The sequence below is a fragment of the Pseudonocardia sp. NPDC046786 genome, from assembly GCF_040645415.1.
Lineage (GTDB): Bacteria > Actinomycetota > Actinomycetes > Mycobacteriales > Pseudonocardiaceae > Pseudonocardia > Pseudonocardia kongjuensis.
This window is the reverse complement of record NZ_JBEYYF010000005.1, coordinates 305,109-323,393: the sequence shown is the minus strand read 5'-3', so window position 1 is coordinate 323,393 and position 18,285 is coordinate 305,109. Positions and strand designations below refer to the sequence as shown.

General features: G+C 74.7%; 15 protein-coding genes, 2 pseudogenes and 1 riboswitch. Of the genes and pseudogenes, 11 read left to right on the top strand and 6 right to left on the bottom strand.

The features are described from left to right. Positions 1-60: 60 nt before the first annotated feature. From ABZ881_RS08970 to ABZ881_RS08960, 3 genes are all read left to right on the top strand, one after another. Positions 61-2,862 (top strand): FAD-binding and (Fe-S)-binding domain-containing protein, encoded by a 2,802-nt coding sequence (locus ABZ881_RS08970; RefSeq protein ID WP_358483073.1) that lies wholly within the window; start codon positions 61-63, stop codon positions 2,860-2,862. A 168-nt stretch (positions 2,863-3,030) separates the two neighbouring features. Continuing rightward, entirely contained in the window at positions 3,031-3,417 is a 387-nt protein-coding gene (locus ABZ881_RS08965) for a hypothetical protein (RefSeq protein ID WP_344025956.1), read from the top strand. 571 nt (positions 3,418-3,988) lie between these two features. Continuing rightward, entirely contained in the window at positions 3,989-4,147 is a 159-nt protein-coding gene (locus tag ABZ881_RS08960) for a hypothetical protein (protein ID WP_358483071.1), read from the top strand. Between the two features lie 4 nt (positions 4,148-4,151). Here ABZ881_RS08960 and ABZ881_RS08955 read toward each other — a convergent pair whose 3' ends face one another. Next, a complete protein-coding gene (locus ABZ881_RS08955) occupies positions 4,152-4,907 on the bottom strand; it encodes a GntR family transcriptional regulator (protein ID WP_358483070.1) in 756 nt (251 codons plus the stop codon). Positions 4,908-5,190: 283 nt separating this feature from the next. On the opposite strand from ABZ881_RS08955, the gene ABZ881_RS08950 reads away from it, so the two are divergent. Together ABZ881_RS08950 and ABZ881_RS08945 are read left to right on the top strand one after the other, a co-directional pair. Further along, positions 5,191-6,141: a PfkB family carbohydrate kinase gene (locus ABZ881_RS08950; protein WP_358483069.1), complete on the top strand. Its 951-nt coding sequence runs from the start codon at positions 5,191-5,193 to the stop codon at positions 6,139-6,141. Continuing rightward, positions 6,051-6,365 (top strand): annotated as a pseudogene (locus tag ABZ881_RS08945) (thiamine pyrophosphate-dependent enzyme); the annotation flags it as partial. The gene ABZ881_RS08950 and the pseudogene ABZ881_RS08945, both read left to right, overlap by 91 nt. A gap of 291 nt (positions 6,366-6,656) precedes the next feature. On the opposite strand, the gene ABZ881_RS08940 reads toward ABZ881_RS08945, so the two are convergent. Genes ABZ881_RS08940 through ABZ881_RS08930 form a run of 3 tightly spaced genes read right to left on the bottom strand, consistent with a single transcriptional unit; the run spans position 6,657 to position 10,368 of the window. After that, positions 6,657-7,961 carry an NtaA/DmoA family FMN-dependent monooxygenase gene (locus ABZ881_RS08940; protein WP_358483067.1) on the bottom strand — a complete coding sequence of 435 codons (1,305 nt, stop codon included), beginning with the start codon at positions 7,959-7,961 and terminating at the stop codon, positions 6,657-6,659. Then, positions 7,958-9,298: an NtaA/DmoA family FMN-dependent monooxygenase gene (locus ABZ881_RS08935; RefSeq protein WP_358483065.1), complete on the bottom strand. Its 1,341-nt coding sequence runs from the start codon at positions 9,296-9,298 to the stop codon at positions 7,958-7,960. Before ABZ881_RS08935 ends, ABZ881_RS08940 begins: the two co-directional genes overlap by 4 nt. Beyond that, the gene (locus ABZ881_RS08930; protein WP_358483063.1) at positions 9,295-10,368 is read right to left on the bottom strand and encodes an LLM class flavin-dependent oxidoreductase; all 1,074 of its coding nucleotides are present in this window, start codon (positions 10,366-10,368) and stop codon (positions 9,295-9,297) included. The genes ABZ881_RS08935 and ABZ881_RS08930 overlap by 4 nt, the downstream gene beginning before the upstream one ends. Positions 10,369-10,563: 195 nt before the next feature. Beyond that, positions 10,564-10,658: riboswitch (SAM riboswitch) on the bottom strand. Positions 10,659-10,759: 101 nt separating this feature from the next. On the opposite strand from ABZ881_RS08930, the gene ABZ881_RS08925 reads away from it, so the two are divergent. Then, a complete protein-coding gene (locus ABZ881_RS08925; protein WP_358483062.1) occupies positions 10,760-13,078 on the top strand; it encodes a molybdopterin-dependent oxidoreductase in 2,319 nt (772 codons plus the stop codon). 111 nt (positions 13,079-13,189) lie between these two features. Beyond that, positions 13,190-13,939 carry a hypothetical protein gene (locus ABZ881_RS08920; protein ID WP_358483060.1) on the top strand — a complete coding sequence of 250 codons (750 nt, stop codon included), beginning with the start codon at positions 13,190-13,192 and terminating at the stop codon, positions 13,937-13,939. Between the two features lie 131 nt (positions 13,940-14,070). Here the strand turns inward: ABZ881_RS08920 and ABZ881_RS08915 are convergent, their stop codons facing one another. After that, entirely contained in the window at positions 14,071-15,282 is a 1,212-nt protein-coding gene (locus ABZ881_RS08915; protein ID WP_358483058.1) for an MFS transporter, read from the bottom strand. Continuing rightward, a complete protein-coding gene (locus ABZ881_RS08910; RefSeq protein WP_358483056.1) occupies positions 15,282-15,794 on the bottom strand; it encodes a MarR family winged helix-turn-helix transcriptional regulator in 513 nt (170 codons plus the stop codon). Before ABZ881_RS08910 ends, ABZ881_RS08915 begins: the two co-directional genes overlap by 1 nt. Here ABZ881_RS08910 and ABZ881_RS08905 point away from each other — a divergent pair. From ABZ881_RS08905 to ABZ881_RS08890, 4 genes and pseudogenes are all read left to right on the top strand, one after another. Continuing rightward, positions 15,788-16,207, top strand: a pseudogene (locus ABZ881_RS08905) (FAD-dependent oxidoreductase); the annotation flags it as partial. The gene ABZ881_RS08910 and the pseudogene ABZ881_RS08905 sit on opposite strands and share 7 nt — an antisense overlap. A gap of 85 nt (positions 16,208-16,292) precedes the next feature. Further along, positions 16,293-16,997: an FAD-dependent monooxygenase gene (locus tag ABZ881_RS08900; protein ID WP_358483054.1), complete on the top strand. Its 705-nt coding sequence runs from the start codon at positions 16,293-16,295 to the stop codon at positions 16,995-16,997. Between the two features lie 147 nt (positions 16,998-17,144). Next, complete coding sequence (locus tag ABZ881_RS08895) at positions 17,145-17,900, top strand: SDR family oxidoreductase (protein WP_358483052.1); 756 nt, start codon at positions 17,145-17,147, stop codon at positions 17,898-17,900. 11 nt (positions 17,901-17,911) lie between these two features. Continuing rightward, positions 17,912-18,241, top strand: a complete 330-nt coding sequence (locus tag ABZ881_RS08890) for a nuclear transport factor 2 family protein (RefSeq protein WP_358483050.1) — start codon at positions 17,912-17,914, stop codon at positions 18,239-18,241. Positions 18,242-18,285 lie beyond the last annotated feature (44 nt).

Here is an 18,285-nt window from a genome sequence, read left to right as displayed (position 1 = left end):
GGGGGTGCCGGCAGGGCAGGCTGGGCAGCGCGCGTCCCACCACACGCGAGGAGCACCATCGTGAGCACCGACCTGCACGACCGGCTGGCCGCCGCCGTCTCACCGGACGCCGTCCGGACCAGGGCGCTCGACAGGCTCGGCATGGCGCACGACGCGTCGCACTTCGCCCGCACCCCGCAGGCGGTGGTGACGGCGGCCGGCGCCGACGACGTCGCCCGGCTGTTCCGGGTGTCCGCCGCGACCGGCGTCCCGCTCACCTTCCGGTCCGGCGGGACCAGCCTGTCCGGCCAGGCCGTCACCGACGGGATCCTGGTCGACACCCGGCGGCACTTCCGCGGGATCGAGATCCTCGACGACGGCGCCCGGGTGCGGGTCGGCCCGGGGGCGACGGTGCGCGCGGTGAACGCCCGGCTGGCCCGGCACGGCCGGATGCTAGGGCCGGACCCGGCCAGCGAGGTCGCCTGCACGCTCGGCGGGGTGGTGGCGAACAACTCGTCCGGAATGGCCTGCGGAACGGTCGCGAACAGCTACGCGCTGCTGGACTCGCTGCACATCGTGCTGCCGTCGGGGACCGCGCTGGACACCGGCGCCCCCGGTGCCGACGACGAGCTGCGCGCCCGCGAGCCCGGGCTGTGGGCGGGCCTGGCCCGGATCCGGGACCGGCTGCGGAACGACCCGGCGGCCCGCAAGACGATCGAGCAGCAGTTCGCACTGAAGAACACGATGGGTTACGGCCTGAACTCGTTCCTCGACCACGAGCGGCCGGTCGACGTGCTGGCCCGGCTGATCGTCGGGTCCGAGGGGACGCTGGCGTTCATCGCCTCGATCACCATGCGGACCGTCCCGGTGCTCGCGCACACCCGCACCGGCCTGCTGGTCTTCGACGACCTGGCGGCCGCGAACCGGGCGCTGCCGTCGCTGGTGGACTCCGGTCCGGCGACGATCGAGCTGCTCGACGCCACCTCGCTGCGGGTCGGCCAGGCCGACGCCGACGCCGATCCCCGGCTGCGCGCACTCACCGTGCGTGACCAGGCCGCGTTGCTCGTCGAGTACCGCGGGCACTCGGCCGGCGAGGCCGACGAGCTCGCCGGGGCGGCCGCCGGGGTGATCGGGGCGCTGCCGCTGCAGGGCCCGCGCGAGCTGTCCGGTGACCCGGTCGCGAAGGCCGGGCTGTGGAAGCTGCGCAAGGGCCTCTACGCGAAGGTCGCCGGGGCGCGGCCGTCCGGCACGGCGGCGCTGCTGGAGGACATCGCGGTCCCGGTGCCGGACCTGCTGCCGACCTGCGAGGGCCTGATCGGGCTGTTCGGCCGGCACGGCTACGACCACGCGGTGATCTTCGGGCACGCCAAGGACGGCAACGTCCACTTCATGCTCACCGAACGGCTCGGCGACGGCGCCGGCCGGGACCGGTTCGGCCGGTTCACCGACGACATGGTCGAGCTGGTGCTCGCGCACGGCGGCACCCTCAAGGCTGAGCACGGGACCGGCCGGATGATGACGCCGTTCGTCCGCAGGCAGTACGGCGACGACCTGTACGAGGTCATGCGCGAGATCAAGCGGCTGTGCGACCCGCGCGGCGTGCTCTCCCCCGGCGTCGTCCTCGACGACGACCCGACGGCGCACCTGTCCGACCTCAAGTCCGCCCCGGCCGTCGAGTCCGAGGTGGACCGGTGCGTCGAGTGCGGTTTCTGCGAGCCGGTGTGCCCCAGCCGGGACCTGACGACGACGCCGCGGCAGCGGATCGTGCTGCGCCGCGAGCTGGAGCGGGCGCGGGCCGCAGGCGACGGGCAGCTGGTCGCCGAGCTGGAGACGGACTACGCCTACGACGGCGTCGACACCTGCGCGGTCGACGGCATGTGCGGCACCGCCTGCCCGGTGCTGATCAACACCGGGGACCTGGTGCGCCGGCTGCGTGCCGAGCGCCCGCAGCCGGTCGCCGCCCGGGGGTGGGCGTTCGCGGCCCGGCACTGGGGCGCCACCACCCGGGCGGCGGGCGTCGCGCTGTCGATGGCGCGGCGGGTGCCGGGTGCGGGGCCCGCCTCCGCCGCGCTGCGCCGGATCGCCGACACCGAGCAGGTCCCGCTGTGGTCCGCCGACCTGCCCGGCGGTGGCGGGCGGCGCAGGCCCGGCGGGCTGGTCGGGACCGACGCCGCACTGGTGCTGTTCTCCTCGTGCACCGGTGCGATGTTCGGCTCCGCCGGGGACGGCGCCGCGGACGCGTTCGTCCGGCTCTGCGACCGCGCCGGGATCCGGGTCACCGCACCCGCCGATCTCGGCTCGCTGTGCTGCGGCACCCCGTGGAAGTCCAAGGGGCTGACCGAGGGGGCGACGGCGATGGCACAGCGGGTGCTGCCCGCGCTCTGGACGACCACCCGGCGCGGCACCCTCCCGGTGGTGACCGACGCGTCGTCGTGCACCGAGGGCCTGCGGGTGATGATCGCGGCCGGACCGGCGGAGTACCGCGGCATCGAGGTGCTCGACTCGGTCGCCTACACCGCCGAGCACCTGCTGACCGCGCTCGCCGGCTCGGTGCGCGGACGGCTGGACCGGCTCGTGCTGCACCCGACCTGCTCGGCCACCCAGCTCGGGCTCGTCGAGCCGCTGCGGCGGGTCGCCGCCGCGGTCGCCGACGACGTCGTCGTCCCCGATTCCTGGGGATGCTGCGGGTTCGCCGGGGACCGCGGGCTGCTGCATCCGGAGCTGACCGCGGCGGCCACCGCGGAGCAGGCCCGGGAGATCGCCGCGGTGCCGGCCGACGGGTACGCCTCGTGCAACCGGACCTGCGAGCTCGGGATGAGCCGGGCGACCGGCGAGGAGTACGAGCACGTGCTGGAGATCCTGGAGCGACTCACCCGCCTGTGAGCCGTACAGGTGAACGCGATCGGCTGAATGCCACCCTCCGCAGTGACATTGACAGATACTTTCTCGATCCAGTTCTTGTTTGATCCCGGCGTGTCAGGGAAACAATGATCCGAGATGCGCACTTCGTGGGGCGGTGCGCAGCGGAAGGAGCCACGGACCGTGAGTGCTGTGAGCACAGGGATGCCGAATGCCGTGATGGCCGTCGTCCGGGTCGAGGCACCCGCCGGCGCCGAGGCACAGACGGTCGAGGCCGAGCTGACCCGGGCGTTGCACGAGCACGAGAAGCGGCCGATGACCGTCGAGCTGTCGCTCGCCGACGGCACCGGTCCCTGGCCTCGCCGCGGGCCCGCCCGCTACGCCTTCGTCGCCGTGCTGACCCTCGCCGGGCGGACCGTCCCGGAGCGGTTGGCGCACAAGGTCGAGAAGGTCGCCCGGAAGGCGATCAAGCGTCGCTTCGGCCGGCCCGCCGGGGTGGAGGTGCGCACCGACATGAGCGACGCCGAGGCCGGCGCGTACTGGTACAGCCTGCGCGGGACCCCGCACCGCCCGGCCTGACCCTGCCTACCCCCTCGGCCTGATCCCGGCGCGGGCCGCCGGGCCCCTGTTCCGCACCCCCGGCCGGGTCGCCGGGCCGGGGCGCCGCCCCGACGAGGCGTGTCCCCGTGACGCGCGCCGCGCCCTCCGAGTGACGCGCCTCCGAGTGACGTGCCCCCGGCCGCACACCTCGCACCCCTCCCCCTGCTTCGCACCCCGTGTCCGGCGTCGCACCGGACGGAAGCGGTGCGGCATCGCGCCAGGGGTGCGACGCCCGCACCCGCTCCGCATGCCGCACCCCGGCACTCACACCGCACCGGCTGGAAGCGGTGCGACGTCGCGCTGGGGGTGCGACGAGGGGGCAGGGGTGCGAGGCGTGCGAGACCCACGACCGGACCGCTCACCGCCTGCCGCGCGCGACGGGCAACACCCCAGCCCGCGACCCGACCCAGCCCGGGCGACGCGAGCGCACCGGACGATCCGCGATCACCGGACGGCGCGAGCACATCGGACACGCCGTCGCGCCGGGCGAAGCGGCCGCCCCGGCCACCCCGCGGCGACGCTGCGCCGGCACGGTCTGGGCGACGTGGACATGACCGGCGTGCTGTCGCACCTGGACGCGCACGGCCACGACGGTTGGCACGTCCTGGAGCAGGACACGATCCTGCACGGGCCGCCGACCGGCGACGGACCGGGCGGGGACCTCGCGACCAGCGTGGCGAACCTGCTGGGCGCGCTGCGCGCCTGGTGACCCGTCAGACCACCAGGGAGGTCTGCACCGTGTACCGATCGGCGCGATAGAGATGGCGGCCGAGCTCGACGAGCGCACCGGCGTCGTCGTAGACGATCCGTTCGGCGGTCACGCAGGCCAGCGGCTGCGGCTGCTCCAGCAGCGCCGCCTCCTCGGCGTCGGCGAGCCGGGCCCCGATCGTCTGGTGCGCGATCGCGATCTGCGCCCCCTGGTCGCGCAGCAGGTTGTAGAGGCTGCGCCCGGCGAGCGCCTCGCCGTCCAGCCGGAACCGGGCGGGCAGGTAGTTGGCCATGATCGCCAGCGGCTCGCCGTCCGCCCGGCGCAGCCGCAGCACCCGCTGCAGCGGCTCGTCGGCGGGCAGCAGCTCGCTCAGCACCGCGATGCCGGAGGTGGCCGGCGTGCAGCTCCCGTGCTCCAGCACGGTGGTGTCCGGGACCCGGCCGGAGGCGGCCAGGTCGTCGTAGAGGCTGCTGAGCCGGACGTCGCGGTGGATCGCCGGGCGGACCACCTGCGTGCCGAGGCCCCGCCTGCGCACCAGAAGCCCCTTGCGGACCAGTTCTTGGATCGCCTGCCGGGCGGTCGGCCGGGCGAGCCCGAGCCGCCGGGTCAGCGAGAGCTCGTTCTCCAGCCGGTCCCCCGGTTTCAGGTCGCCCGAGTCGATCGCGGCCTCGATCGCCTGGGCGAGCTGGTGGTAGAGCGGCACCGGGCTGGCCCGGTCGAGCCGGACATCGACCTGCACCGCATCGGTTCGGGTGGCCATGCCCGGAGCGTAACCCGGAAGGTCCGGTTGTCTTTATGTCTGTACAAATTACTTCCCGGACCCCCCTGTCGCGCCTACCGTTCGCAGGGAAGCCGCAGCACGGACCCCACAGGAAGAGGATCATGAACACCTCCGCCGATATCCTGACCTTCGGCCGCGCCGGGGTGGACATCTATCCGTTGCAGGTCGGCGTCGGCCTTGAGGACGTGATGTCGTTCGGCAAGTTCCCCGGCGGCACCACGGCCACGTCGCGGTCGTCGGGGCCGACCTGCTCTGGCTGTCGGTGTCCGGGCCGTCCGAGGAGCCGTCCCGCTCGGCGCACGACGAGGCCCTCACCGCCCGGGCCGGCGGCCGGACCGTGCTCGACCTGGACTACCGGCCGATGTTCTGGGACTCCCCGGCCGCGGCCACCGCGCAGGTGCAGAAGGTGCTCGGGCAGGTCACCGTGGCGGTCGGCAACCGGGAGGAGTGCGAGGTCGCGGCCGGCGAGACCGACCCGGACCGGGCCGCCGAGGCGCTGCTCGACGCCGGGGTCCGGCTCGCGGTCGTCAAGCGCGGCGCCGACGGGGTGCTGGCCAGGACCCGCACCGAGCGCGTCGTGTCCCCGCCGATCCCGGCCACCCCGTGCAACGGCCTGGGCGCCGTCGACAGCTTCGGCGGCTCGCTCGCGCACGGCCTGCTCGCCGGCTGGCCGCTGGAGACGGCGTTCGCCCGGGCGAACGCCGCGGGCGCGATCGTCGCCTCCCGGCCGGAGTGCCTGCCCGCCGGCGGCCACCGGCTCGTCGACACCGGGGACGAGGAGATCGACTCGGTGAAGCACTCCGGTGTGCCGGTCGTCGCCGACGCGCGGGAGACGCTGCGCGAGCTCACCGTGCTGCTGCGCGGGTACCGGGTGCCCGCGGCGTACCGGGCGGAGTACACCCGCGCGGAGGCCGAGTGGACGGCGCGGGTGGACACCGCCTTCCGCGGCACGCCGATCCCGGACGGGCTGCTGTCCCAGAGCGCGGTGATCGGCCTGGTCAACGAGCTGTCCGACGCGCAGGACGTGGTCGTGTGCGCGGCCGGTTCGATGCCGGGCGACCTGCACGAGCTGTGGCGGGTGCGGAGGCGAAGGGCTACCACGTCGAGTACGGCTACAGCTGCATGGGCTACGAGGTCGCGGGTGGGCTCGGGGTGCGGATGGCCTGCCCGGACCGGGACGTGTTCGTGCTGGTCGGCGACGGGTCGTACCTGATGATGGCGACCGAGCCGGCGACCGCGGTCCAGGAGGGCATCAAGACCACGGGTTCGCCTCGATCGGCGCGCTGTCGGAGTCGCTGGGCTCGCAGCGGTTCGGCACCCGGTACCGGGTACCGGTCCGCGGCGACCGGCCGGCTGGATGGCGACCGGCTCCCGATGGATCTGGCCGCGAACGCCGCGAGCTTCGGGGTGCGGGTCGTCCGCGCCTCGACGGCGGAGGAGGTCGCGGCGGCGATCCGGTCGGCGAAGGCGGCCGACGACAGCACGGTGATCCACGTCGAGACCGATCCGCTCGCGGGTTCCCCGCACTCGGAGGTGTGGTGGGACGTGCCGGTCGCCGAGGTCAGCGAGCTCGCGACCACGCAGTCCGCGCGCAAGACCTACGAGCAGAACAAGGCCGCGAACTCTGGGCCGAAGCCGGCCTGCCCGACGGCGTGTTCAACGTCGTGCACGGCGACAAGACCGCCGTCGACGGACTCCTCACCGGGCCCGGGCCGGGCACCGCACCGATCAGGTCGGCACGGGTGTCCGGTCCGGGAGGTCGAGGCCGAGGTTCTCGCGCAGGGTCGTCCCGGCGTAGTCGTCGGCGACGATCCCGCGGCGGCGCAGCTCGTGCAGCAGACCGTTCACGACGAAGTCGTGCAGCCGCGGATCGCCGACGCCCTGCAGCGAGATCACGTCCAGCACCCCGGCCCGGAAGCGTTCCTGCACCGCGTCGGCCAGCTGCTCCGGGGTGCCCGCCACCGCCCAGTGCCCGGTGTCCTGGGCAGCGATCACCAGCTCACGCAGCGTGTAGCCCTGCCGGGCGTAGCGGGAGAAGATGTCGACCCGGCCGCGCCGGCGGTGCACCGAGGCGACGTCGGGCAGCAGACTCTCCGGCAGCGGCGCGTCCAGCGGGAGCTCGGAGAGGTCCACTCCCCCGCCGAGCATGTCGGCGACCTGCAGCCGTCCCTTCTCGAAGTCGAGCGCCTCGCGGCGCTCCCGGACGATCCGGCGGGCCTCCTCCTCGGTGGCCCCGTAGGTGGCGTGGAACGAGCTGAAGATCAGCGGGAGGCCGCCGCGCCTGCCGTGCTGCGCGGCCTCGGCGCGGATCCGGCGGGTGAAGTCCTGCGCGACGTCCAGGGTGGGCAGCGAGGTGAAGACGATCTCGGCGTAGCGGGCGCCCAGCGACCGGCCGGCGTCGGACTGCCCGGCCTGGATCTGCACCGGGCGGCGCTGCGGCAGCGGCGGGATGTTCAGCGGACCGGCGACCGAGAAGAACCGGCCGGTGTGGTCGATCGGGTGCACCCGTTCCGGGTGCAGCACCGCGCCGCCGTCGGGACCCGCGGTCAGCGCGCCGGGCTCCCAGCTGTCCCACAGCGCGTTGACGACGTCGAGCGCCTCCGCGGCGCGGGCGTAGCGGTCCTCCGGTGCGGGCAGCCCACCCGGGCCGAAGTTCTCCTCGCCGACCGACGACGTCACCAGGTTCCAGGCGGCCCGCCCGTTGCTGACGTGGTCCAGGGTGCCGAACATCCGGGCCAGGTTGAACGGATGGTGGAAGGTCGTCGACACGGTGGCGATCAGCCCGATCCGGGAGGTCACCTGGCTCAGCGCCGACACGAACACCAGCGGCTCCTGCGACCCGATCGCGCCCTGCGCGCCGAAGCTCAGCAGGTCGGCGGTGAAGAACGCGTCGATCCGGGCCTCCTCGGCGAGCTTCGCGACCCGCACCGCGGTGTCCAGGGTGCCGCGGGTCGGGTCGATCGCGAGATCGTAGGTGTCCGCGGTGCCGACGCCGGTGACCGTCCGCAGGGTCCTGGGCCGCGCCGCGCTCACCGGATCTCCGGCAGGTCGAGGTGCTCGCGCAGGGTCGATCCCTGGTAGCCGGTGCGGTAGACGCCGCGTTCCTGAAGGGCGGGGACCAGCAGGTCGACGACGTCGGTGAGCGCGCCCGGGATCAGGTACGGCAGCAGGTTGAACCCGTCGACGACCCGCGCGCGGACGTAGCGCGCCCACTCGTCGGCGACCTGGGCCGGGGTCCCGACGAACGCCGGATGACCCGGCGAGACCTCCAGCGCGAGATCGCGGATCGACAGGTTCCCGGCGTCGGCCCGCTCCCGCCACTGCGCGATCAGGGCGAGCTTGCCGCTGCGCCGGTCGATCGAGATGGTGCCCCGCGAGGGGTCCAGCTCGGCGTCCGACGGCTCGATGTCGGGCAGCGGCCCGTCCGGGTCGTAACCGGACAGGTCGGTCCCCCAGTACTGCTCGAAGAACGCCAGCGCGCGGCGCCCGGTGACCTGCTCGCCGCGCACCCAGCGCGCCTTCTCCTCGGCCTCGGCGGCGGTCTCGCCGAGCACGATCTCGGCGCCCGGCAGGATCCGCAGCGACTCCCGGTCCCGGCCGTACCGGGCGAGCCGGACGGTCAGGTCCTCGGCCAGCGCGCGGGCTTCGTCGAACCGGGTGTGCGCGGAGAAGACGACGTCGGCGTGCTTCGCGGCGAGCTCGCGGCCGCCGGCCGAGTCACCGGCCTGGAACAGCACCGGCCTGCCCTGCCTGCTCGCCGGGACGGTCGGCACGGCGGTGAGATCGACCAGGTCGGTGTGCCGATCCACGGTCGCGATCGAGCCGGGCCGTGCCCAGCTCTTCGCGTCGGCGTCCTGCACGGCGTCGGCGTCCCAGGCCGACCAGAGCGCCTTCGCCGCCTCCACGAACTGCTCGGCCCGTTCGTAGCGGCGCTCGTGCGCGAGCCAGCCGCCGTGCCGAAAGTTCTCCCCGGTCCAGGCGTTGTCGGTGGTCACGACGTTCCAGCCGGCCCGGCCGTCGGAGAGCAGGTCGAGGCTCGCCAGGCGGCGCGCGAGATCGGCCGGGAAGTTGTAGGTGGTGTTCTGGGTGGCGACCAGGCCGATCCGTTCGGTGGCCCCGGCCAGCGCCGCCAGCTGGGTGATCGCGTCCGGCCTGCCGGCGACGTCGAGCTCGTGCACCCGGCCGCGGTTCTCCCGCACCCGCAGGCCCTCACCGAGGAAGAACGCGTCGAACAGGCCGCGCTCCAGCAGCTGCGCGGTCTGCACGAACGTCTCGATCGCGGTGTGCGGCGCGGCGTCCGGGTGCGCCCAGACCAGTTGCGGGCCGACCCCGGCCTGGAACACCCCGAGGTGCACGTGTGGTCCGGTCACGACTGTCCTCCTCGGACGGCGAAGCGGTTCTCGGGACGGGTCAGGCCGAACGTGCCGCGCAGGGTGTCCCCCGTGGCGGCCCGGAGATCGGCGAGCTCGGGCAGCACCCGGCCGGCCAGCACCGGCAGGTCGTCGGCGAGCACCGCGGGATGCAGGCGGACGCCGTCGACGAGCGGGGCGAGCCGGCGCAGCAGTGCGACCAGCCCGGCGGCCGGTCCGACGTGCCGCAACCGGCCGTCGTCCGGCCAGGGGGTGTGGTCGTCGAGCTCGGCGAGCCGCTCGGCGCCGGACCGGTCGGTGTCGAGAACGACCTGCACCTCGGCCAGCACCCGCGCCGCACCGGCACCCCGTGCCCGTTCGGCGCGGTCCGCGACGTCGGCCGGATCGGCACCGCCGACCAGCACCACGTCGGTGCGGCCGGCCACGTCCAGCTCCTCGGGCGCGAGCACCACGAGCTGCCCCTGCGGCGGGCGCGGGGTGATCAGCGGCCCCTTCACGGTGAACCGGGCGGCGGTCACGTCGACGTGGTGCACCCGGTCCGGGTCGAGATAGCGGCCGGTGGCGACGTCGCGGATCACGGCGTCGTCCTGCCAGGAGTCCCAGAGCGCCCGGGCGGTGTCCAGCACGTCGGTGATCTCGCGGTGCAGCCCGGCCGGATCGAGCGGCACACCGCCGACGGTGGCCGCGGACGCCACGTCGTTCGCCGCGCCGAGGACCCAGCCGGCCCGGCCGCGGGTCGCGTGGTCCAGCGAGGCGAGCTGGGTGGCCAGGTGGAACGGTTCGGTGGTCGTCACGTGCAGGGTCGGTGCCAGCCCGATCCGCGACGTGCTGGTCGCGACGAACGCGGCCCGCGTGCCGGCCTCGATCCGGCCGGCGGCGTCCGGGCCGCCGGCCGGCGGCACCGGGGTGTCGGCGAACGTCGCGAGATCGAAACCGGCGCGCTCGGCGTCGTGCACCGAGGTGCGCAGCGCGGCGCCGCCGAGCACGGCACCGGGTGAGCGGCGGGAGTGCCGCCAGGCGGACGGGTGGGCTCCGTCGCCGTCGAGTTCGACGGCAAGGACGAAGGACATGGCACCTCCGGGCGCGGTGGGGCGGAACACGAGCGGGTGCCCGCGCGCCCCATCACGGCAGCGACGGCAGGACCCGCTGGGCCGCCGGCGCGGGACTGCGCGGGGGCGGCCGGACGAGCGGTCAGCCCGGACAGCAGGCGCTGGACGTGCGGAGGAGATCCACGTGCCGGCGTCGCACCCCGACGAACATTCGGTCCTCCATCGCTCCCGGCATGAGCACCCGCCCGGTGGTCCGGGGCGGGTTGCTGCGGCGTCGTCGAGCCAGGTCTCTCGGCCGCTCTGGATGGTCCCTTCCGCACTGTACGTGCGTCCCGGCACCGGACGACGGTCCGTTGTGTAGCCCTCGTCACGCTCCGGCGGCATCCGCGCACGGCCGGTTCAGGATGACGGCATGCCCTCCCCGGCCATGCGCCGCGAAGTCCCCACCGCGAGCCACTTCGGGACCTACCTCGCCGAGACCGACGGGACCCGGATACTGGGTCTGCGTCCCGATCCGGCCGATCCGGAGCCGTCCCCGATCGGTCTCGGGGTGCCGTCCAGCCTGACCGCGCCGTCCCGGCTGACCCGGCCACACGTGCGGCGCGGCTACCTTGAGCACGGGCCCGGCCCGGCGGGCGGCGGGCGGGGCGTGCGCGGCACCGACCCGTACGTGCCGGTCGACTGGGACACCGCCGTCGAGCTCACCGCCTCGGCGCTGCACGACACGATCGACCGGCACGGCAACTCCGCGGTGTTCGGCGGCTCCTACGGCTGGGGGTCCGCGGGCCGGTTCCACCACCCGCAGTCCCAGATCCACCGCTTCCTGAACCTGCTCGGCGGCTACCCCCGGTCCGTCGAGTCGTACTCGTCGGCGGCGATGCAGGTGATCCTGCGGCGGGTCGGCGGCGGCTACGGGGCGGCGCTGGCGTCCAACCCGACCTGGCGCGAGATCGGCGAGCAGCGCTCGCTGGTCCTCGCATTCGGCGGGCTCCCCGGACGGAACACGCAGGTCAACGGCGGCGGCATCGGGCGGCACACGAACCTCGCCGAGCAGCGGGCGGCCCGCGCCCGGGGCGCCGAGTTCGTGTCGGTGTCGCCGCTGCACACCGACATCGACGACGCCCTGGACGCCACCCGGCTGCCCGCCCGGCCGGGCACCGACGTCGCGATCATGCTGGCGCTCGCGCACGAGCTGGTCACCGCGGGCGCGCACGACGAGGACTTCCTGCGCCGGTGCACCGTCGGCTGGGACCGATTCGAGTCGCACCTGCTCGGTCGCGACGACGGCGTGCCGAAGACCCCGCGCTGGGCGGCGGCGATCAGCGGTCTGGCCGCCGACGACATCGCCGGACTGGCCCGCCGGATGCGCGGCCGCCGCGTCGTGGTCACCACCGCGTACTCGCTGCAGCGCGCCGACCACGGCGAGCAGGCACCGTGGGCGGCGCTCACGCTGGCCGCGGTCACCGGATCGCTCGGGCGGCCGGGCGGCGGGTTCGGGGCGGCGCTGGGCGCGATGCACCAGCTCGGGCTGGTGCCGTCCCGGTTCCGGGCCGCCGCCCTGCCCCAGGGGCCGCGCGGCGTGGACACCTTCATCCCGGTCGCCCGGATCGCGGACATGCTGCTGCACCCCGGGGAGCCGTTCGACTACGACGGCGGCCGGCACACCTACCCCGACACCCGGCTCGTGTACTGGGTCGGCGGGAACCCGTTCCACCACCACCAGGACCTGAACCGGCTGGTCCGGGCGTGGCAGCGGCCCGACACCGTGATCGTGCACGAGCACTTCGCGAACCCGCTCGCCCGGCACGCCGACATCGTGCTGCCCGCGGCGACCTGGCTGGAACGCGACGACGTCGCCGTCGGCGGGGCCGATCCGTACGTCTCGGCGATGGTGCGTGCCGCCCGCCCGCCGGACGGCGTCCGCACCGACCACGCCATCCTCGCCGCGGTCGCCGCCCGGCTCGGGATCGCCGGGGAGTTCACCGAGGGCCGCTCCGAACAGGAGTGGATCGAGCACCTGTACCGGCAGATCCGGGACGAGGCCGCCGGGCTCGGCGGCGAGCTGCCCCCGCTGGCCGAGCTGCGCCGGATCGGCACCGTCGCGCTGCCGCAGCCGCCGCCGGTGCCCGCGCCGTACTCGGCGCTGCGCGACGACCCGGACGCGAACCCGATCGCCACCCCGTCCGGCCGGATCGAGATCGTCTCCGACACGATCGGCGGGTTCGCCCTCGACGACTGCCCGGCCCACCCCACCTGGCTGGAACCGGCCGAGTGGCTCGGCTCGCCGGCGGCCGCCCGGTTCCCGCTGCACCTGCTCTCCGGGCAGCCCGACCGCCGGCTGCACTCGCAGTTCGACAACGGCTCGCACTCGCAGGCCGGGAAGGTCGCCGGCCGCGAACCGGTGACGATCAACCCGCTCGACGCGGCCGCCCGCGGGATCACCGACGGCGCCGTTGTCCGGATCCACAACGACCGCGGCGCCTGCCTCGCCGGGGCCGTGCTGTCGGACCGGATCCGAACCGGTGTCGTGCGGCTCGCGACCGGCGCCTGGTACGACCCGTCCGGGCCGGACGGGCTCGACGTGCACGGCAACGCCAACGTGCTGACCGGGGACCGCGGCACGTCCGCGCTCGCCCAGGGACCGAGCGCGCACAGCTGCCTGGTCGAGATCGAACCGGTGACCGGTGAGGTCCCGCCGGTCACCGTGTTCGGACCACTACCCACGGCGTGACCGGCGGTTGCCCAGGGCACACCGCACAGATCGGACGATCGGAACGTGTCCGGACGTTTGCCGAGGTAGGGGGGTCGTCCGGGGCCTCGTTGCCTCACGTACCGTGCCGGGATGGCTTCCGAGACGACCCACGACACGGAGACCTCTCCGGTCGCGAACGACACGGACCCGAGGGGCGCCGAGACAGTCGGCGGGACCGACACCCCGGTCGGCTCCGGCACCGCCCGGACCGACACCGCGGCCGGCTCTGACTCCGGCGCTGACTCCGGCGCGGTCTCTGAGTCTGTCTCCGGCTCCGGCGCCGGTGCGGCGGCAGGCTCTGACTCCGGCTCCGGTGCGGCGGCAGGCTCTGACTCCGGCTCCGGCTCGGCGTCCGGCTCCGGCGAGCCGGCCCACGGCGCCGCGACCGGTGCGGCGGCAGGCGCCGCGGCGGGCACCGGCACCGCCTCGGCCGGCGCGGCGGCGGGCGCCGGTGCCGTGGTCGGCGCGGGCCTCGGGCTCGCCTCGCTGACCGGCACCTCGCTGACCGACATGCTGCGCTCCCGGGAGGAGCTGGTCGGCCAGATCGAGGCCGCCACCGGCATGCCGGGCGACTCGATCGACGCGTTCTACGGCGCCCCGTGGAACGTCGCGGCCGGCGTCAACGGCCTGATCGCACTGGTCGCCGTCGTGCTGACCACGGTGCTGCTGCTCGGCCCGGCCAAGCGCCCCGGCACCGCGGCCTGGGTGCGCCCGGTCGCGCTGGGCGGGCTGGTGCTCGGCGTGCTCGGCCTGTTCGTGTCCGGCGGGATGTACCTCGACCTGTTCGCGTCCCAGCCGGTGCTACCCGAGATGCCGATGATGCCCGGCATGCCCGGCTGAGCTGCACCACCAGCACCACCAGCACCACCGGTCCGCCCGGCCACCCCACGGTGGCCGGGCGGACCCGTTCATGATCCCTGTTTCAGGAGTGCGGGGCGCTCGGAGCGGTACCTGCACTCCCGAAACAGGGATCATGAACGGGGCGGGAGGGTGTACTCCCGCAGCGCCCGGTTCCGCAGCGCCACCCAGCCCACGACCACGCTCGCCGCCAGTCCCCCGCCGACCAGCGCGACCGGTCCCGAGGTCAGCGCCGCCACCAGCCCGCCGCGCAGGTTCCCCAGCTCGGGCCCGGCGATCCCGACCACCGTCTCGGCCGAGGACACCCGCCCGCGGAACGCGTCCGGCGTCGCCAGCTGCACCAGCACGCCGCGCACCATCACCGACGCCGAGTCCGCGGCACCCGCGACGACCAGGCAGCCCAGCGCCACCCACACCGAGCCCGCAAGGCCGAACCCGGCGACCGCGAGCCCCCAGGCGCCCGCGGCGGCGAGCTGGACCGTCCCGGCCCGCCGGATCCGGGTGAGGCCACCGGAGAACAGCCCGACGACAAGCCCACCGACCGCGAGCGCGCTGAGGAACGCCCCGAGCACCCGCGGGTCACCGCCGTAGCGCAGCTCGTTGACCAGCGGGAACAGTGCGACCGGGAAGGCGATCAGGGTGGCCGCGAGTTCGGTGGCGAACGAGCCGCGCACGACCGGCGAGCGCAGCAGGAACCCCCATCCGCCGGCCGCGGCCCGCCCGGTGCCACCGGCCACGGGAAGCGCCGGGAGCCACACCGTCGTAAGCAGTGCCACCACCGTGGTCCCGGTCAGCAGGCCGTATCCGGCGGCCGGGGTCCAGAGCGCGATCAGCGTCCCGGCGGCGGCCGGCCCGGCCAGCATCGACACCTGGAAGGAGACCGCCGTCAGGGCGATCCCGGCGGGCACCTGGGCGGCGGGGAGCAGCCGGACCGGCAGCGTCCGGCGGGCCGGAACACCCAGTCCCGCCCCGGCGGCGAGCAGCGCGACCAGGCCGAACAGCAGCGCCACCCGAGCCGCGCCGAGCACCGCCTGGGTGACCAGTGCGAGCGCGACGACCAACTGCCACGCGGACGCGAGCCGGATCAGCAGCCGCTGGTCGACCGCGTCGGCCAGTGCACCGCCGACCGGGCCGGTCAGCAGCGGCACCGCGGTCGCGACGCCGAGCGCACCGGTCCACAGCGGGCTCCGGGTCAGGTCCCAGGTCTGTTGCAGCACCGCGACGGTCGCCGCCTGCTGGCCGAAGCCGTGCGCGGTGCCGCCGATCCAGGCGGCCCGGAAGGCCGGGACCCGCAGCGGCCGTAGATCGATCAGGCCGGTGCGCATCAGGCGGACGGCGGGGGTCCCGGCTCACCGAGCCGGTCGGTGATCCGGTCGGCCAGGCCGCGCCGCCCCAGCGCGGCCCGCATCGCGTCCACCGCCGCACCGATCGAGGTCGGCAGGCACTCGTCGTCGAGCTCGGCGACCGCCGCCGCGGTCGCCCGCCACTCCGCCTCCAGGAACGGGACCAGTGCGCGGCCCTGCTCGGTGAGCGCGATCCGGCGGGTCCTGGCGTCCGGCCCCGGTTCGGACGTCACGAGCCCCTCGCGGCGCATCCCGGCCAGGGTCTGGCTGACCGCGGAGTGCGTGTGCCCGAGCGACGCGGCGAGCTCACGGATCGTCGACGGCCCGGTGTGCGCGAGCCGGATCAGCGGATACGCGTAGCGCGGCCGCAGCCCGTACAGCCCGCGCGCCTCGTAGACCTGCACGATCTCGTCCTCCAGATCGGCGACGAGCGCGCGCAGCGGCGCCAGCCGGTCCGGCCTGCAGGTCGGGTCGTCCGACGTCCCGGATGTCATGCCGCGATGTAACAGCGCTTATACGACAGCGCTTGCACGAGGCGCTGTCGGATTTCCCGAACGTCGTCCGCCAGCCGGCCGGGCCTGCCCCGACGACTCGTGCCTTCACCCGCCGCCGGCCCGGGCCCTGTTGCACGTCGCGAGATCAGCGCGAGGCCCCCGGGGGGCCACCACACGCGAGATCGGAGCGGCAGATGGCTGACACCCGGGACGCACTGGTCGTCGGAGCGGGACCGGCCGGACTGACGACCGCGTGCCGGCTGGCCCGGCTCGGGGCGTCCGTGCGGGTGGTGGAGCAGCTCGAGCGGTCGACGACCGAGTCGCGGGCGGTCGGGGTGCACGCCAGAAGCCTGGAGATGCTCGCCTCGCTGGGCATGGTGGACCGGCTGGGGGCCCGCACCAGCCGGTCCGGCCTGCTGGAGATGGTCGAGGGCCGCACCGGGCGGACGCGGGCCCGGATCGACCTGGCCGGTGCACAGCCCGGCCGGTGCGCAGGGGATGAACACCGGCGTCCAGGACGCCGCGAACCTCGCCTGGAAGCTGGCGCTGGTGGCGCGCGGGATCGCGGCACCGGAGCTGCTCGACAGCGACCAGGCCGAGCGGCATCCGGTGGGCGCCGAGGTGGTCCGGGCGACGACGCTGCTGACCGACGTCGGGACCGCCACCGGCCCGGAGTCGCTGCTGCGTGACGCGGCGCTGTTCGTCGCCGGGCACGTCCGTCCGGCGGCGGCCGCCGCGGCGACCCGGCTGGCCGAGCTGGCCGTCCGGTACCGGGACAGCCCGCTGTCGGTCCGGCACGGACACGGGCGGGAGCACCGACGCGGACGCGGCAGGCTGCGTGCCAGGGACCGGGCGCCCGACCCGGCCGGACCCGTCCCGGCCCGACGGCACCCCGGTCGCGATCGAGGACCTGCTCGCGGAACCGGGGGCTGCTGGGTGCGCGACGGGCAGCAGCGCGGGGCCCTGCAGGACGTCCTCGCCCGCCTTGGCCGAGTGCTCCCGGTGGGGCGCGAGGCGACCGGCGGCGACGGCCTGGTCGATCCGGACGACGGCCTGGGCCTGCAAGGTCGGGCACTGGTCCGCCCGGACGGCCATCTCGGGCTGGTGGCGGACACCGCCGATCCGGCGCTGCTGCGCCGCTACCTGACCGACACGCTGCAGGTCACCGCGACGGCGCCGGCGGCACGCGGTCTCCGCGGCTGACCTGCGCACCGGCCGCCAGGTGCAGCGGCGGTAGGTCACGCTCCCGACGATCCCGAGCAGCACACCGGTCCCGGCCGGGACGCCGGACGATGCCCCGCTCTATATCTTTGTTATGGTCGAGTGGTCAGCCGATATAGGAGAGGGTTCATGACCGCGCACACGCTGCAGGACAAGAACGTGCTGGTTGCCGCCGGCGGCAAGAATCTCGGCGGGCTGATCAGCCGCCAGGCCGCGGAGGCCGGGGCGAACGTGGCGATCCACTACAACTCCGAGTCCTCCCGCGGGGAGGCCGAGGACACCCTGAAGGCGGTCGAGGCGGCCGGTCGGACCGGCGTGGTGCTGAGCGGGGACCTCACGGTCCCGGCGAACGTCGAGCGGCTGTTCACCGACGCCGAGGCCGCCATCGGGCGGATCGACGTCGCGGTCAACACGGTCGGCAAGGTGCTACGCAAGCCGATCGTGGAGACCAGCGAGGCCGAGTACGACTCGATGTTCGACATCAACTCCAAGGCCGCGTACTTCTTCATCAAGGAGGCCGGTCTGCGCCTCGCCGACAACGGCAAGGTGATCACCATCGTGACGTCGCTGCTGGCGGCGTTCACCGACGGCTACTCCACCTACGCGGGCGGCAAGTCGCCGGTGGAGCACTTCACCCGGGCCGCGGCGAAGGAGTTCGCCGACCGCGGCATCTCGGTGACCGCGGTCGGCCCCGGGCCGATGGACACCCCGTTCTTCTACCCTCAGGAGACGCCGGAGCGGGTCGAGTTCCACAAGTCGATGGCGATGGGCAACCAGCTCACCCGGATCGAGGACATCGCTCCGATCGTGCGGTTCCTGGCCACCGACGGCTGGTGGATCACCGGGCAGACCATCTTCGCCAACGGCGGGTACACCACCCGCTGAGAGGAGCGGCCGTGAGCACGCAGATCAGCGATCCGGTCGTCGCCGCGTTCGTCGCGACGGTGAACCGGCACGACCGGGAGGGCTTCCTGGACGCCTTCGCCGACGACGGCGTCGTCGACGACTGGGGGCGCACCTTCACCGGCCGCGAGGCGATCGCGGCCTGGAGCGACCGGGAGTTCATCGGGTCCTCGGGCGTGCTGACGCCGGAGGAGGTCCGGGAGTCCGGTGGCGCGGTGACCGTCGTCGGGGACTGGCGGAGCACGCACGCCAACGGGCGCAGCAGCTTCGAGTTCCGCACCGACGGTGCGCGGATCGCGTCGATGACGATCCGGGAGGGCTGAGCGGTGGCCGGATGTGCGGGCGAGGGTCCGCGCATCCGGCCACT